We start from the raw sequence: 17,242 nt of genomic DNA on the forward strand, positions 1-17,242 counted from the left end.
CCTTTAATTGTTAGGATGGAATATTATCACTCTTAAACAATAAGTTAAAAAAATATTCGTTTACATAAAAAAGATTATTTAGATGCGATAATATCATAGATAAAGAAACATTCATCATAAGAAACAGTGATCCCAAATTCTGTTTCAATATTTTTGAAGGCCTTTTTTACATGAAAAATTGTTTCATGAGAAGGTCTTGTGTCATCTTCTGATATAATTTTAAGTTCATGACCGTTTATCAATGTATGCTCAATTAGACACGCTGTATGAATCAAAAGTTTTAAAAGAATGGAATGAGTGAATTTTTTGTGGAAAGTACATTCCAATTCTTGGATAAAATCCATTAAGCTTTTTTGGATCTTATTCCCAGCTAATAAGTAGAGATATTTGTCCACTGCTTCAATTCCCATATCAAAAAACGATATTTCTTGTGAATGAGTGGCTGCTGCCCTTTTTTGATTGTTGTTCTTCAGTCGTAAGATGACAAAGCATCTTATCTTTGAATAAAAAAATAGAACTACCTAAGGAAGCGTTTCGGCGCTTCCTTTTTCTATATGATCGTTTAATGACTGTAGGAATTCAGTATACCAAAAGAAAACCACCTTTTTGACTAAACTTGATAGTGGTCAATTTTTTATGATGGATAAGTATCTATACTTAGTCTCGTAAGAACGAAAAGGAAAAGAGGGAGAAAGATGAAATTTCAAAAGTGGATCCAAGAGCATCGAAATCATATCACCGCCTTATCAGCTGTGTTGATTATTTTTGGTTTTATCGGAAAATTTACTGGATTTGTCTTGTTCTATAACACTGCTCTAGCCATAGCTTCTATTATTGCGGTCATACCTATTATGATCCATGCGTATCAGGCAGTAAAAGTCAAAGTTATCTCAATTGATTTACTCGTTACTATTGCTGTGCTTGGTGCCTTTATGATCGGAGAATACAAGGAGTCAGCTATCGTTACATTCTTGTTTTTGTTTGGTAGTTATCTGGAACAAAAAACATTGACCAAAACGCGGGAATCAATCAAGGCTTTGACCGAGATGGCCCCATTGACTGCCAGCGTTGTCCAAGAAGATGGAACGACTGAAGAAGTGGAAATCGATGACGTGGAAGAAGGTGATATCGTCTTAGTAAAAACTGGTGGAGCTATTCCTGTGGACGGACGAGTCATTGACGGAAAAGGGTATGCGGATGAAGCCGCAGTGACGGGTGAATCACGACAAGTCGTCAAAATCAGTGGAGATGACGTATTTTCTGGAACGATTTTAGCAGATGGCTACGTGACGATCGAAGCAACTAAGGTCGGAGATGATACGACCTTTGCCAAAATTATCGAATTAGTCGAAGAAGCACAAGATACCAAATCACATGCGGAAAAATTCATTGATCGTTTTTCTCAGTATTATACTCCAACCGTTTTACTTATTGCGTTGCTTGTTGGTCTGATCAGTCGTGATTTTCGTTTAGCCATCACTGTTTTGGTTCTTGGTTGTCCTGGCGCTTTAGTCATTGGTGCGCCTGTTTCGAATGTAGCAGGAATCGGTAATGGAGCGAAACGGGGCATCTTAGTCAAAGGCGGTGAAGCAATGGATACTTTTTCCAAAATCGATACTTTTGTCTTTGATAAAACCGGTACATTGACCAAAGGAACTACTGCTGTATCCACTATCAAGAACTATACAGAGGATGAAGGGGACAGCTTAGCTTTAGTGGCTCGATTAGAAACGTTATCCGATCATCCTCTGGGGCGCGCCGTGATCCATTATGCTCAGGAGAAAGACATTGATTTTCAACAATTAGCAGTCAAAGATAATCAGACGATCAAGGGACAAGGAATCACAGCTGAGATTGATGGTCATACAGTTTGTGCGGGCAACACCAAATTGATTGCCGCTCACAAACTTTCTCTCACACCAAAGCAAGTACAAGATTTACATCAATTACAACAAACAGGCAGCTCGGTCATTATTGTAGTAATCGACAAAAAAATCACTCAAATCATTGGTGTGTCAGATGTGATTCGACCAGAAGTCGCTGAACAATTAGCTATGTTGAAACAAGCAGGAGCAAAACATTTAGTGATGCTGACAGGTGATAATCAGATGACTGCTGATTATGTAGCTGATATGTTAGGCATTGATGAAGTCCATGCTGAATTATTACCAGATGAAAAGGTTCAATTTGTGAAAAAATACCAAGAACAAGGATTGCGCGTTGCTTTCATTGGAGATGGAATCAATGATTCTCCCTCTTTGGCTGCGGCTGATATCGGGATTGCTATGGGATCAGGAACGGATGTTGCTATCGAAACGAGTGACGTTGTCTTGATGCAATCTAGTTTTGGATCGTTGGTTCATGCCTACCGTTTGGCTAAGAAAACTGTTTTGAATACCCGTGAAAATGTAGTGATTGCCATTGGTGTCGTCTTATTTTTACTCATCGGCTTATTTGCCGGGTTTATTTACATGGCTAGTGGGATGTTCGTTCACGAAGCTAGTATCTTGATCGTTATCTTTAACGCGATGCGTTTATTGTATTTTGGACACGAAAGCAAAGAGGAAAAATCGTAAAACTTGATAAGAATCAATTTTTTTATGGAAGCTGTAATCTAGAATAAGACTATCAAGAAAAAGGAAGGAAGAACTATGATGAAAAAAATGATTATGCAATTAGATACACTAGCTTGTCCAAGCTGTATGCAAAAAATCGAACATGCGGTTTCGCAACAGCCTGGGGTAAGCAATACGAAAGTTTTGTTTAATGCGAGCAAAATCAAAGCAAACTTTGATCCAGATAAAGTTCACCCTGAACAATTAGCTGCAGTTGTGGAAAAATTAGGTTATGAAGTCCAATCAACAAAAGTAAAAGAGGCGTAAATCAATGAATATAGTGGAAGAAAAATTTGCTCAAGAAACAAAACAAGCAGATATTGACCATCATAAACCAACTGCTGGCGCCATGGTGGGGCATGTATTAGCAAATTTTAAATTAGAAGAAATGAAATTGATCCAAGCACAATTGTATGTTTTGGGTACATCTTCGCAAGAATTAAGTACCCTTTTTTCAGAATATGCTGATCAAGAAGCGAGATGGTTCAATAAAATCTCTCATGAGTTAGTGATTGAAAATGAAATCGTTCCGTCTACTTTAGAAGAAGTCATGCGTTATGGAAAAATTTACGAACATGGTCAAAACAAATATTTACCAGCCTCAACAATGTTGGAAAACTTTGCAAAAGATTTTGATTTCCAAAATATGTTTATCACACGGGCAATCAAGTTAGCTGAAAAAGAAGAAAAATATGGCTTGCAACAATTGCTTGTTGAACTTTTAAGTTTCAATAAAGAAATCATCTACCAAGTACAAAGACTCCAAGGAAAAACTGTCCGACAAGATTTGGATGAGGAAGACGATGATGACTAAAAGTGTATGTTTCTTCAAATACAAATATAAAGCGTGAGAAAAGCGGGAAAAAAACACGAAGTTTTGTCTTAAAAATAAAATAAAAAGAAGCACCCGCTGAAGTTGTCTATAAGACATCAGCGGGTGCTTCTTAGTTCTTAAAAGGTTTAAAAGATGGATGAGAAAATACGAAAAAACAATAAAATCACATTGCTTATTTGATAGAATAAAGAAGTGGGGGAGTAATCGAAAGGAGTTTTTTAATTGAAAAAAAGGATTTTATTAACAATGGGTCTAGCTTTTTTGTTAGCTGGTTGTACCAACGGGAATGAACCAAGAAAAGAATCAACAAAAGAAACAGCGAAAGAAACAATTGCAACTACTACAACAACTAGCACAGAGAGCAAGTCAACTGCAACAAGTATAGAAACAGCAGATACCTCTACTTCGTCAGAGTCTTCCAAAACGATTGAAACAACTCAAACATCTACTTCAAGTTCTTCTGTAGAGGCTTCATCTTCCTCTTCAGAAAGCAGCGAACAAGTCGAACAAACACTATGGAATGCAGACAAAGCCGCACAATTAGAGGCATTTATGACTACATGGGGCCAAACAATGGGACAACAATACAAAAGTTATACGAATCAAATGAGTGTGGACTTATATGGTCTTAAAGTCCCTCAAGCTATTTTGAACGGGGAGTGGAAGATGGCTATTGGTGGAGTGCCTGTTTCTGCAGAATGGTCAGAAAGCGGAACAGGTCAAGCAGATTATCAAATCACAGCCGTCTATTCCGATGCAGAGACAGAACCATATCTGAAAAAGCATGTCTATCTATTCGGGTTTCAGCAAAATCAGCCCAAAGTATTGGTGACACAACAAAATCAGGGGAATCCCGATAATTATCTTTACTTCAACGAGACAGCGAATAATGAATTGAAAAATGGCTTTGATCAAATCGTTTATGGGTAAGTAAATTAGTGAGATGAACAAGGGGTTGTGACATGTCTTTTGTCACAACCCCTTGCTCAGTTTATTTGTTAGTCTTTTATTTTTTGTGTCGCCCATGTTGCACTGTACTGGTTACCTGCAACAAGATCATATTGTATCAGACGATAATCTTCTAGAATTTCTTTTTGTTTCTCAGTCAAATTTTTTTCTTGGATAATTTGACTATCTTCTGTAACAAAGACCTGTTTTCCGTTAAAACGATTAGACAAGCTTTCCGTAGGATCAATTGTTAATGCAGGTAGATGATTAGATACTTCTGTCAACAACGCATAGTAAGGAGTTACTTTGATATTCGCATGCTCAAGAGCCATAGCACCAAAGTTATTAGGAGCGACAACTTCTTTATTTAACGTAGTTGCTTGTTCACGACTATACTTGTTGCTATAAATGAAATAATCTGTCTGGTGCTGTTCTAATCCATATTTTTTTGAATCATTCCCACTATAGATTGCGGGTAAATGGTCACCATAAAAAACAAAAGTAATCGGTTTATCGATTTTGTCGATTTCTTGGATGAATTTTTTTACTGCTGTATCGGTATAATGAAGACCCTGCATATAAGTTTGTAATTCTTTTCTTCGATTAGGAATGACAGCAGTTCCTTCAGCAGTATAGTTCAATTCACTATAGTAATCATCATAAGGCATATGGTTTTGCATAGTGGATAATTGGATGAATTGCGAAGTTTCTGTATTGCTTTGTAAAGCTTTCAAGGTTTCTTTGTATGCTGAATCATCCGATATACGTGGACTTTGTTCTATTTTATCCGTATAAGTTAATTTATTCGGACTGTCTAAATAATAGAACCGATCAAAACCAAATTTATCAAACACTTGTTTTCTGCGATAAAGAGCAGCTGTAAAAGGATGGATGGCTATTTTTTCATCGAATAAATCGGTAATGTTTGGACTTATTTTCTGACGTTCCACTAGCTGGGTATAAGGGGTAACTAATGAAGCAGACAGGTTGCTGATACTCAATCCTGTCAATCCTTCCCATTCCATATTAGCTGTTCCGCCACCATAACCAACGGATAACATCAATCCTCCTGTTCCTTCTGTTATAATGCTTTTGATGTAAGGAATAGGGTCTGTAGGTACTGTCAGATTAGGGACACGTGCAGGATCACTGAAACTTTCACTTAAATTGAGAACGATCGTCTGATTGTTTAACCAGTCATTTCTTGTTTGATTGATTTCCACTGCCTTTGTATTGTACTTTTTCATTATTTCATTAATTTTTTCTTTCGAATAGTCAGCAGGTTCTTCCATGATTTTAATGTCGATATTATTTAGGAATTGAATGACTGGACCGTTATCTTTTACGGCCCCTTGTTGGTTAAAGAAAGTCTTGTTTACTTTAAATAAATTAAACAGCAAGAAAGAAGGCGAATTTTTGTGATTAATGAAAAAGACCCCCGAAAAACATACTAATAATACAGCGATACTGATAAATCGACGTTTCCAATGAATCTTCAAGGAATACTGTTTTTGTAGTCTACGTTGTACAATAATACTAGTAATCAATAATAGGAGAAGGATTAATCCGCCCACGATTAATAAGATTGGGCTAACCATCGATAATAGTTCCGACAATCCGGTCAGCATTTTTAAATCTGAAGGAAAGACAGGTTCTTCCCGCATTTCCATTTTGATTACTGTCGAAATAGTGAGCAGTAAGTTAATGATTAAGGTAGCAGTAAAGGCGTACCAAAAACGATTGGAAATCAACAATAGTAAGAAGAAAAATCCCATAATGATGATGATTGTCAGGATCATGGGTGCTTGTCGCTGAGTAAATATTTTTAAGGCAACTTGGATAGTTTCTTTCCAACCTTCTTTTGGTTCTAAAACGAAAATCTGCACGAAGGTAAAGCAGTAAAAAAATGTTGCAACTAAAAAATAACTTTTATGAACAAAAAGCCAATGAATTCTTTTTTTCCAACGTTGTGTTAATTGTTCAATCGAATCAAAAGCGAAGTATTCGATGAAATGATGAATGAAACGGATTTTTTGTATATAAAATAAAAAGATAACTAGGAGGGACACTGCTAATAAATAGTAAATAAAAAACTGCCCGATATTTATCAGCCATGCCTTTCCTGAGTTTGGAAATTCACGTTTCATAAATGTAGATACGCGATAAGAAACTAAAGGGAAATTACATATAACTTGAGTGACAATCAAAAACACAGCAAGGAATTTTCCTCTTCCTTTTATATCTAATTTATCGGATAGCATTTCTAAAAATAAAAACGAAGAGAATGTATAATACATTGCGAAGAGAGAATATGGTTTAGAAAACCTTAGCGCTGTATCTGTATTTCCTCTGATGATGAGTGAAATTTGTGTCATCAAAATAATCAAACCGAATAAAACAATCAAGCTGATAAATACTTGAGGAAGCTTATAGCGGACCTTTTCTTTCCAGTTCCATTCTTTCAAACCATAACCCATTAAAAATAAATAAAAAATCCATAAAATACTCTGTCCATTCTGTAATGCAAACGGGTCTTTATTAAATAGAGTAGAGCAGCCAACTAATCCAATTGTTAAAAATAATAGTAGATGTTTAATTGTTATTTTCGATAATTTATTTAAAAATGCAACTGTATAAGGAATACTACAAAAAAGCAAAGTACAAGAAACAGCATAAGTAAAGTAGTTCTGACTGATAGGCGTTAGGATAAGCCAATAATCACGAATATTCAAGCTACCAGCTTGTACGTAAAAAAAGATATTGCAAGCTAGTGTGGCTATTAGGAATATAAAGGCAAAACGACTTAAATAATGTAAAACTTTTAAACGGGCGATTTTTTGATATTGGTAACCCATATAAAGTGGGATTAAATTTGTACCAATAACAACGGAAGTTTGTAAAAATGTATAGATGTAGAATCGTCCAGGGTTTGTGGAATATGTAGGAATAGTGACTGCTGAAATCAATATACGCTGTAAAACCATCATTATACAAGCGACAAAGATTGTTAAGAAGCCATAACTCTCCTTCTTTATTTTTTTCAAGAATAAACACCTCACAAAAAATTGGACAAAAACATAAGAAAGTGTTTCCTGAGAAGTTGCCCATTAATAACATCCTAACTTAGAATATCTCAAAAAACAACGTGTAGACAGAAAAAGTGTAAAACTAGCAAGAAATGGTTGTTTATATTATTAGAATTTTTAGAAAATTGCACCTTTAGTTTCTTTAGATAAAATGATACAATGATTGTTAAAATTGTGAAAGGGTGGTCATTTGTTAGAGAAGTTTTTGGATATGTCGTTAGTTCAACGTATTGTTGTTGGTATTTTAGTCGGAATATTGTTTGGTATCTTTTTCCCCACGTGGACATTTATTTCAATATTGGGGACGTTGTTTGTCAGTTGCTTGAAAGCAATTGCGCCTCTTCTAGTTTTTTTCTTGACGATGGCTTCAATTGCCAAACATAAAATAGGAAATAAGACATTTGTGAAGCCTATTTTAGTCTTATATTTAGTAGGAACATTGCTTTCGGCACTTGTAGCAGTGATTATAAGTTCAATTTTTACTGTTCCTATTACTTTACAAGAAACAGTGTCTGAACAAGCACCGCAAAATTTGGAAAGTGTTTTATCTACGATGTTGACAAATGTCACACAAAATCCTGTTCAATCGCTCATTGATGCGAATTATCTTGGTGTCTTATTCTGGGCTGTGTTGTTAGGTCTAGCTTTTCGAGCACGTTCAGAATCGACAAAAGAATTGGTGGATCAAATATCTGTAGCATTATCACAAGTCGTACAAGTGATTATTGCATTCGCTCCGATAGGGATTTTAGGATTAGTTTATCAATCGATTGCCACGACTGGAATCGCTGGATTGGCAGAGTATCTGCAGCTTTTACTTGTGTTGATTGGCACGATGCTGTTTGTCGCATTAGTTGTGTACCCGTTCCTCACGTTTTTGTTTATTAAAGAAAACCCCTATCCATTGATTCTCTTTTGTTTGAAAGAAAGTGCGCTTCCCGCTTTCTTTACCCGAAGTTCTGCCGCAAATATCCCGATAAACATGATGCTGGCTGAAAAATTGAAATTGACGAAAGAGTCTTATTCCATATCGATCCCATTAGGTGCTACGATCAATATGGGCGGTGCTGCGATTACCATTTCCGTGATGTCATTGACGGCTGTACATTCCTTAGGGATTGAAGCACCATTTGTTTTGAAAGTCCTTTTATGTATTTTGTCTGCTTTAGCTGCTTGTGGGGCTTCAGGTGTTGCGGGCGGTTCACTGTTATTGATTCCATTAGCATGTAGTTTGTTTGGTATCTCTAATGATGTCGCGATGCAAATCGTCGGTATCGGATTTATTATCGGTGTTATCCAAGATTCAATGGAAACTGCCTTAAATTCGTCAAGTGATTTGTTGTTTACTGCGATAGGAGAATTAGGCGCGCGTAAAAGAAGTGGAGAAAAAATCAAATTGAAAGATCGATTAGATGGGTTAAATGAACGTTGAACATTAGATATTTAGGGGATGAACCTTAAGACGATTCAAATTTTTAATGAGTTATATAGATGTACGTGTAAAAAGAGGTTCCTGTTAAATCGAGATAAAGTCGTTTATAATAACAATTAAAAGCATAGGTAATTGTTATTGGAGGCGCATCATGGATTTTTTACGTAAATTTGGTTTCTTCTTTTTATTATTAGGCGTGTTGAGTGATTTTTTGACTCCGTACGTATTAGGATTGTATTATCCTGAATTAGATCAAATGAAGAGTGTGATCAGTGTATTTGGAGAGATTTCCAGTCCTGTAAGAAAGGCATTTCTTATTTGGTCAGTGGTTTCAGGGATTTTTTTCATCCTGTCATTGCCTGCATTATATGCTGCATTTGCAAGTACATCTCGCGTGTTAGCTACCCTGGTTACAGCATCTATCGGTTTTTATGGTATAGGTGATTGTATCTTCACAGGTTTGTTCAGTATCAATACCCATGAGTCTTCGTGGAATGTCTCGACATGGGTCCATAATATCGGATCAGGTTTAGGTTACAGTGGTTTTTTATTGTTTCCAGTTCTTCTTTTCTTGATCTATCGAAAAAATGGGCAAATGGACGTAAGCCACTTATACCTTGGACTGTCTGTAATCAGTTTGCTTTTTGCGGCGATTTATGGTCTGGCAAGAATTCCTTCTATAAATTCTTGGCCATTACTGAATAAAATAGGATTTTGCCAAAGAATCAGTTTTTTCTTTAATTATGTGCCCATTGCCTGGTTGAGTATCTTGCATCTCAAACAGTAAAACTTGAGCCGTCAAATTGAACAGTCAGCGGACATTTCGTCCGTTGGCTGTTTTTTTGTTTTTCTGAAATATAGTTCCATAATTTTCTTGTAGAGCTTCTGTTTTAGCGTATATTAACTGAGAAAGAGTAGTGTATGATTTCTCAGGTTATTTTAATCTTTTATTTGGTCTAGTTCTCCTTATAAAAAAAAATTATAGTGAATATAGAAGGTGATGGAAATGAGTGTAATACAATATCAAGAAAGCAAACTACGAAGAGTAGCGATCCTGAACAGACTGTCCAATTTCGAGCATGTAAGTTACCAGCAACTTTCTGAAGAATATTATGTTTCCAGAAGCAGTATCGCAAATGATATTTCTTACATCAAATATGTATTTGCGAAAGAAGGGTTGAATCTCAGTTTTGATCGTTTCGGGACATATTTTGAAGGAAATGAAATACAGGTTCAGAAGGTACTGAAGCGTATGATCCTGAATCATTTTGATGAATTGGAGATCGTAAGAGAAATAGTGGATCGAAAGCTTCTAGCAATAGTCGAACGATCTTTTCGCGAGAGCATTGCAGACAAGCAAATTGAGATACCAGAAAGCTACTTTTCAAGTATCATTGTTTCGATCTTATTGATGATTCAGCGTTCAAGAGAAGGGAAGAAAATCAGTTTAAAAGGTAAAAATCAATATGGAAAGTATTTTTTAGAATTCAATAAATATCCCCTCGTTTGTGAATTGCTGCATCAGTTAGAGGAACAGCGTATTTACCAATTTTCGCAAGAAGAAGTACAGTATTTGACTTATGTTATTGTGGGAAGTGGTTTACGCTTTTTCATGAAAAATGAAACGATCCCTTTAGTATTTCGAGAAAAAATCCGGCAATTGATCCAAAAAGTGAGTAGAGGCATTCAGATAGATCTTACCCAAGATAGTCGTTTAGAAGAAGATCTGCTTGTCCATCTGTATCAGCTGCTTTTACGTATTGAGGCTCAAACGACCATCGTAAATCCTTTGATAGATGAGATAAAACAAAATTATCCTTCTTTGTATGGTGTTGTCTGGTTTGCGTTAAATGATTTTCGCTGGCCTTATCAAGTAAGCTTGTCCGAAGATGAAGTAGGTTTTGTAGCTATCCATTTCCAAGCAGCAATCGAGCGTGTCAAACGATTAAATAGACTCTTATTCGTATGTCCCAATGGCATGGGAACCAGTTCATTTGTTTCTGCAAAAATCAGAAGAATCTTACCTGATATCGATAGTATCGAAACAGCATCTGTCGATAAATTGAACAGACTAGATTTGTTTGACGTAGATTTGATTATCTCCACTGTCGATATACCTAAACAAATTAGACCAGTAGTAAGAATCTCACCAATGGTTACTGCTAGAGATATGAAACGTATCATGAATCATTATATCGATCTGGTCATAGATAACGAACAAATAAACATCGAAGGCTCGATAGCTGAAAAAGTGAAAACTCTTATTTCCTCTAATGTCTATTTTGATCACTTTGATTCAAAAGAAGCTGCTATCCGTTTTTTGGTTGATCAGCAACAGTTTGAGAATGAAGAATCGAAACAGCGATTTCTCCACTCTATTTTTGAGCGTGAGGAAATCCAATCAACATACTTGGAGAATGGTTTTGCTATTCCTCATGGCAATCCTAATGTCGTTAAACAAACTTCGGTTGCTGTATTGATAGCAGACAAGCCATTTTCATGGGGATATCAAAAGGCAGATATCGTTGTTCTGCTAATGATCCGAGAAGAAGATGTGAAAGAAGTCGAACCTGTGATGAAAATGGTCATGCAAGGAATAGAGGATAAAAATTGGTTTATTTCAAAAATGTTGGAGGTCAGAGAATGAGTAGTATCAATAAATTGCTACCGAAAAATCAAATCCAAGTAATAGAAACGGCTGAAAATTGGATGAAAGCAGTCGAAATTGCTAGTAATCCATTATTAAAAAACAAAATGATAACGCATACGTATTTAGAAAACATGATCAGAAGTGTAGAGGAAAATGGACCATATATGGTGTTGGCTGATTATTTTGCGCTGATGCACGCAAAACCAGGTCTTGGAGTAAACGAGCAAAGTATGAGTCTTTTAGTCGTAAAAGATGCTGTAGATATGAAAGGGAAACCAATCCATATTTTTTTGGTTTTAGCTGCCAAAAACCACGAAAGCCATCTGGAGAGATTAAAAGATATCATGGAAATATTTATGGACAATGAAAAATATCAAACGATTTTATCAGGAAATAAAGAAACAATCATTCAGTTATTTGCATAAGGAGGAAGAAAAATGAAAATTTTAGCAGTATGTGGATTTGGTGTGGGGAGTTCTATGGTTTTGAAAATGTCTCTTGATAAAGTAATTAAGGAGCTTGGTTTAAAGGCGACAGTGGAAAATACAGATTTATCCACTGCCAAAGCAACGATGGCAGATGTTTATTTTACAAGTCATGAATTACTTCCAGAACTAAAAGCTTCTGTAAAAGCGCCTGTTTATCCTATTAAAAAGTATATGGATACTTCAGAAATAAAGGCGCAATTGGAACAATATCTAGCTGATAAGGGGGAATAAAAGAATGAATTTCATTAGTGAACACATCTTGAAGAATCCACCCGTCTTGCTAGGTTTGATTGCGATGCTCGGGCTGATCATCCAGCGAAAATCATTTTCAGAAACGGTTAAGGGAGCTTTGACCGCTGCATTTGGTATGGTTGCTTTGACCGCCGGTGTCAATATGCTGGTCGGAACGATTTCTCCAATCAATATAGCTGTCCAAACACAGTTGGGTGTAGAAGTGACAGAAGGACTATCTGATGTGACGTTTACTGCAGAATATGGCGGAACGGTCGGATTAGCTATGTTTTTAGGATTAGTTATCCATTTATTGATTGCTCGGTTTACACCTGTGAAGACGATCTTTTTAACAGGTCATATGCTTTGGTGGTTTCCTTTCGTATTTGTAGCAGCTGGTGTGGAGGCAGGACTGTCAGGGGGAGAATTGATTGGAATCAGCGGGATTTTATCGGCTTGTTATTGGTCTTTCATGCCGTGGATCATGCGCAAATATGTCTGGGATGCTACGGGAGATGATTCTTTCCTGATTGGTCATCCAACGGGTGTTTTGTCTTTAGTTTCGGGATTTGTAGCAAAACGAGTAGGAAATAAAGAAAAATCGACAGAAGATATCAAAGTACCTGAGAATCTTTCATTTTTCCGAGAAATCTCAATTACAGGTGCACTAGTCATGTTCTTGATGAATACCGTAGTTGGGATCATCGCACCTGTTTTGATACCAGAAGGGGATAATCTCCTGATGTTTTCGATTGAAGCAGGGTTGAATTTTGGTGCAGGACTACTCATTATGCTATATGGTGTCCGACTACTGATCAATCAAATCATTCCAGCATTTCAAGGGATTGCAGAAAAAGTCGTACCGGGAGCGAAACCAGCATTTGATGTGCCTATTTTATTCAATTATCGACCAAATGCAGTGATTATCGGTTTTATCGTGGCAATGATCACTTCTACGATTTTAGTTGTTTTGGCGAATTCATTCCATCTATTCGGTGTGTTGCTTGTGCCATTAGTAATCACAAGTTTCTTTGAATGTGGTGGTGCAGCAGTCATCGGTGAAGGTCAAGGTGGCTTTCGTGGAGCGGTTGTCGGAACAATCGCAGCTTCATTTGTCATGGTCGTATTAGCTGGTTTTTCAGCTATTGTTTTTAGTACGACGATCCAAAGCTGGATATTGATTTTCGGCGGAAACGATTTGTCGTTATGGGGAATGATCGGTAGAGGATTCAGCGGTTTGTTTGGAGGGTTCTAGATGTTCAAATATATGGATAAAATCAAACAGTTATTAGATTTGGTTGAAAAGGAAGAAAAAAAGTCAATCAAAGAAGCAATCGATGTATTGACCCAAGCGAATCTACAAAAACGTTCGGTCTATATTTTTGGTGCTAGTCATGCTGGTATCTTAGCGGAAGAGATGTATTATCGGGCAGGTGGGATGATGACCATCAATGCTATCTTTGGACGAGAAGTGATGCTAGATCGTTCCCCTATCACCTTTACCAGTCAAATGGAACGTTTAGAAGGATATGGAACGAATTTAGCAAAAACAGTTTCATTTAAAAATCAAGATGTATTGATCCTTCACTCGGTATCGGGAAGAAACCCAATCATTATTGATTTAGCGTTAACTGCAAAAGCGAAGGGCGTAAAAATCATTAGTTTGACGAATGTCCAATATTCACGATCGGTGACTAGTCGTCATTCATCAGGGAAACGATTGTTTGAGGTTTCTGATATAGTTATCGATAACCATGGGGATATAGGAGATGCTTGCTGTGAGCTGACAGGTATCGTACAAAAAGCTGGTCCTTCCTCTACTGTAATCGGTGCAGCCATCCTCAATACGATCATCGTGGAAGTTTGCGAACAGCTTATTGCAAATGGGATAAAACATCCTCCTATATTTTATTCGGCGAATTTAGATGGGGGCGATCTGCGAAACGCGGAATTATATGAGGAATATAAAGAAGTGATTCATTATGAATTCATGTAATTCATAATGGCAATTTATCTTTTAGAATATAAGTGAAATAAAAGGGCTGCGACAAAAGTATTGTCACAGTCCCTTATTTCGAACAAAGGGTGTTCCAGAAGTATCTTTCGGAAATAAACCCAAATTTCTTGAATTATTTAAAAGAAAATCGTTTTTTCAAGATAATAGTGAATAAGAAGATGATCCATCCAACGATAGTGAGTATCCAACCTGTCGTTAAACCAGGTGTATGATAGATCAGTTTGATTTGATGATTACCTGGATTGAGGAGTAATCCTGTATACATATAATTCGATTGGATAATTGGTATTTTCTTTCCGTTATCATAAGCAGTCCATCCTTTTTCATAAGGGATGGTTAATAAAAGCAATTTTTCTTTTTCCAGATTTAGTTCACCAGATACTTCATTTGCCGAAAAATGAACATCCTGAAGTGTGTTTTCCCTTAATTTAGCTATTTCCGTACTTAATTGACTATAGTCACGCGTATATAACTCAATAGAATCAAATGTATAGACTCCTTGATTTCTAAAGCTGACTTGAATAGTTTGATTAGGTTGCACTGCCCCTAAATTAAGTAAGGAATTTTTGATCCCTACGTACCATCCTTGATATTGATTTCGAAAATTAAATTCTTTTGACAGTTGTCCATAAGTTACTTTTAAATACGTGGCGGTCTCAGTTGGAAGAAATAATCCTGGTTGTGTATTAGGATAATTTATTCCCTTAAACCGTAGAAACAAATAATTGTTTGTCAAATCAGATGGAGCGTCTACAGAAAACGTAACAGTTGCATTGTTCTTAGAAACGATATACTGATTTCCTTTTATCTCTACTCCATCCGTTTGCTGTATATGATCGTTCAGTTTTTTGATTCCTTTATCGGTAATAGGATTTTTCTTTAGACCAGAGATATCTTTATTTATAATAACGCTTTTTGTCATACTATCCATAATAGCTAATGAACTAGTTTGAGTATCATTTTGTTTGATATAGGAATCGTACGTATAGCCAAAAGGTAGGAAATTTGTATTCTGATAGATTTCTACATCTTGACCATTTTTATTGATTGTTTGTAAATAAGTATAACCAAAAGGAATATCTTGATTAGTGTCAGTTTTTAGTTTTGCGTAATATTTGCTATTTGCTAAAGTGCCTAATTCTGCACGACTATCTAGCCCATAATATTCATAGTCACTGTTGATATTGTTCTCAATAGACTTATTGAAGGAAAAAATATTTTTATTTGCTAAACTAAAATAAAAATTCGTACTATTTATTCCCCTTAACAAAGCATTGTTTTCTTCGGAACGAGGATTTCCAGTTTTAGACAATTCATACCGAGACCAGTCAGTATCTTTATTGATAATATCTGAGATAGCTGAACTTTTTGGTGCCCAATAATCATTTTCTACGATATTTTTATCAGTATAACTGTTAATAATAAGGGGATTGATTTTGATATTTGTTTGAAAGGCTCCATAAACTAGAGCATTCAAAAATACCAGTATACTCAACGCGATTTTTGTTTTTTTCGAATTAGCAAACAATAAAAAGATAGTTGAATAGAGCAACAGGAAGATCAAACCGATATAAGGCTGTACATTTCGCTTATAGTTTGCAAAAGTGAAAAGGATAAAGAAAAAGAAAACAATAGAAGAAATATGCACAAACCGTTTTCTTTTTGATAAATCAGTTGCGGATTCAACTAAAACAGGTAAGTATTTTGCTGTTAGAAAAGCCCAAAAGAATGCATAACCAAACATCCAACGATTCGTGCTATAAGAGAATCCGTTGAAAAGACTACCAAAAAATGGAAAGAATAAGAAAATAGTCAACAAGCTAATGGCTAAAAGATCAAGTCTTGCAAAATTATTTTTTTGCTTAGAACGATATAAAATAACAGATAATACAAAAATGATGATTGGGAAAAAGGCTGTGACAGTTGAGGCTTCTCCTCCGTAAACTGGTGAAATAAAGTTTTTCACAAAATTCAAATAAAATGATTTCGTGTAAAAAGGTAAGAGCGTTGAATGAATCTCCCCGCGTCCAGCATTGAAAAATTGATTAATTACGGGAATGAAAATAACGGAGCCCATCATTATTCCTAATACGTAACTACCAATAGATTTGAATAACAGAGAAAACAACACTTTATAGTCTTTTAAAGTATAAAGTTCAAAATATCTGTAAACAGCGTATAAAAAGATTAAGATAGAAAGCATATAAAAGAAATAAAAGTTGCTGATAACAGAAATGAAAATCATAAACGTAAAGAGTTTATATCCTCTTTTCTCGAAGATATACTCAAGCCCCAAACATAGCAATGGTAGATAAATCATCGGATTGATGAAGTAAGGGTGTTTCCAAGCAGAACTTAGTACGAAACCAGAGAATACATAAATGAATGTGGCGATAAAAGTTTGATAGTTGGCCATTTTCTTATGTCGAAGAAAGATCGATATAGAGATTCCGGAAAAGAAAATGCGTAACATGATTGCTAATGAAAAGGCAAATTCTGCATACTTTGGTTTAGCAAATACTGCTAACAGTGAAAAAGGATCACCAATGATATAGTAATGTAATGTTCCTAAAATATCTTGACCATAACCAATACTAAAATCATAAGTTGGGATAGAAAAATTATGATCAATCAAAATATTTTTGATTATTTCCCGAATGTATTCGCCAAAATAAACAAATGAAACAAAGTGTTGGGATTGACCATCCCATAGCTCAACAGGGGCTTTTCCAGCAATAGGCCACCACATATAAAGACTAACGATAACGACCCATAAGCAGATGCTTAAAATAGAATAGTAAGTGAAAGCATCTTTTTTTAACAGTTTTTTCAAAACAAGTTCCTCCGATAATAGATTAAAGAATATATATCAAGTATAGACAATGAGAATTAGGAAAACTAGCATTATTTTAAAATGAGTATCTGAAAATCAAGGAGACA

At 35.7% G+C, this 17,242-nt stretch carries 14 protein-coding genes; 11 read left to right on the plus strand and 3 right to left on the minus strand.

Going from position 1 to position 17,242, the window contains the following annotated elements:
- Nucleotides 1-74: 74 nt before the first annotated feature.
- On the minus strand, nt 75-395 hold the full coding sequence (locus tag RWU19_RS10415; RefSeq protein ID WP_316002726.1) for a PRD domain-containing protein: 321 nt from the start codon (nt 393-395) through the stop codon (nt 75-77).
- A 300-nt stretch (nt 396-695) separates the two neighbouring features.
- On the opposite strand from RWU19_RS10415, the gene RWU19_RS10420 reads away from it, so the two are divergent.
- The 4 genes from RWU19_RS10420 to RWU19_RS10435 all read left to right on the plus strand — a co-directional run bounded on the left by RWU19_RS10420 (nt 696) and on the right by RWU19_RS10435 (nt 4,380).
- Entirely contained in the window at nt 696-2,576 is a 1,881-nt protein-coding gene (locus RWU19_RS10420) for a heavy metal translocating P-type ATPase (protein ID WP_070770535.1), read from the plus strand.
- Nucleotides 2,577-2,654: 78 nt separating this feature from the next.
- The gene (locus tag RWU19_RS10425; RefSeq protein ID WP_025477381.1) at nt 2,655-2,882 is read left to right on the plus strand and encodes a heavy-metal-associated domain-containing protein; all 228 of its coding nucleotides are present in this window, start codon (nt 2,655-2,657) and stop codon (nt 2,880-2,882) included.
- Nucleotides 2,883-2,886: 4 nt separating this feature from the next.
- Entirely contained in the window at nt 2,887-3,429 is a 543-nt protein-coding gene (locus RWU19_RS10430) for a ferritin-like domain-containing protein (protein WP_010727258.1), read from the plus strand.
- A 243-nt stretch (nt 3,430-3,672) separates the two neighbouring features.
- Complete coding sequence (locus RWU19_RS10435; RefSeq protein ID WP_070770534.1) at nt 3,673-4,380, plus strand: DUF4767 domain-containing protein; 708 nt, start codon at nt 3,673-3,675, stop codon at nt 4,378-4,380.
- A gap of 68 nt (nt 4,381-4,448) precedes the next feature.
- On the opposite strand, the gene RWU19_RS10440 is transcribed toward RWU19_RS10435, so the two are convergent.
- Entirely contained in the window at nt 4,449-7,442 is a 2,994-nt protein-coding gene (locus RWU19_RS10440; protein WP_276605363.1) for an LTA synthase family protein, read from the minus strand.
- A 253-nt stretch (nt 7,443-7,695) separates the two neighbouring features.
- Between RWU19_RS10440 and sstT the strand changes: the two genes are divergently transcribed.
- From sstT to RWU19_RS10475, 7 genes are all read left to right on the plus strand, one after another.
- Nucleotides 7,696-8,916, plus strand: coding sequence for a serine/threonine transporter SstT (gene sstT / locus RWU19_RS10445; protein WP_002316020.1), 1,221 nt, complete (start codon nt 7,696-7,698; stop codon nt 8,914-8,916).
- A gap of 151 nt (nt 8,917-9,067) precedes the next feature.
- Nucleotides 9,068-9,703: a DUF998 domain-containing protein gene (locus tag RWU19_RS10450; RefSeq protein ID WP_002292320.1), complete on the plus strand. Its 636-nt coding sequence runs from the start codon at nt 9,068-9,070 to the stop codon at nt 9,701-9,703.
- A gap of 219 nt (nt 9,704-9,922) precedes the next feature.
- The gene (locus RWU19_RS10455; protein WP_123837561.1) at nt 9,923-11,563 is read left to right on the plus strand and encodes a BglG family transcription antiterminator; all 1,641 of its coding nucleotides are present in this window, start codon (nt 9,923-9,925) and stop codon (nt 11,561-11,563) included.
- Entirely contained in the window at nt 11,560-11,991 is a 432-nt protein-coding gene (locus tag RWU19_RS10460; protein WP_002329674.1) for a PTS sugar transporter subunit IIA, read from the plus strand. The genes RWU19_RS10455 and RWU19_RS10460 overlap by 4 nt, the downstream gene beginning before the upstream one ends.
- 12 nt (nt 11,992-12,003) lie before the next feature.
- The gene (locus RWU19_RS10465) at nt 12,004-12,285 is read left to right on the plus strand and encodes a PTS sugar transporter subunit IIB (RefSeq protein WP_002292323.1); all 282 of its coding nucleotides are present in this window, start codon (nt 12,004-12,006) and stop codon (nt 12,283-12,285) included.
- 4 nt (nt 12,286-12,289) lie between these two features.
- Nucleotides 12,290-13,540 (plus strand): PTS ascorbate transporter subunit IIC, encoded by a 1,251-nt coding sequence (locus RWU19_RS10470; RefSeq protein WP_070770532.1) that lies wholly within the window; start codon nt 12,290-12,292, stop codon nt 13,538-13,540.
- A complete protein-coding gene (locus RWU19_RS10475; protein WP_070770531.1) occupies nt 13,541-14,281 on the plus strand; it encodes a sugar isomerase domain-containing protein in 741 nt (246 codons plus the stop codon).
- Nucleotides 14,282-14,414: 133 nt separating this feature from the next.
- Here the strand turns inward: RWU19_RS10475 and RWU19_RS10480 are convergent, their stop codons facing one another.
- Nucleotides 14,415-17,135: a YfhO family protein gene (locus RWU19_RS10480; RefSeq protein ID WP_070770530.1), complete on the minus strand. Its 2,721-nt coding sequence runs from the start codon at nt 17,133-17,135 to the stop codon at nt 14,415-14,417.
- Nucleotides 17,136-17,242: the final 107 nt, after the last annotated feature.

The organism is Enterococcus sp. 2STP (genome assembly GCF_032465635.1).
Taxonomy (GTDB): domain Bacteria; phylum Bacillota; class Bacilli; order Lactobacillales; family Enterococcaceae; genus Enterococcus_B; species Enterococcus_B lactis.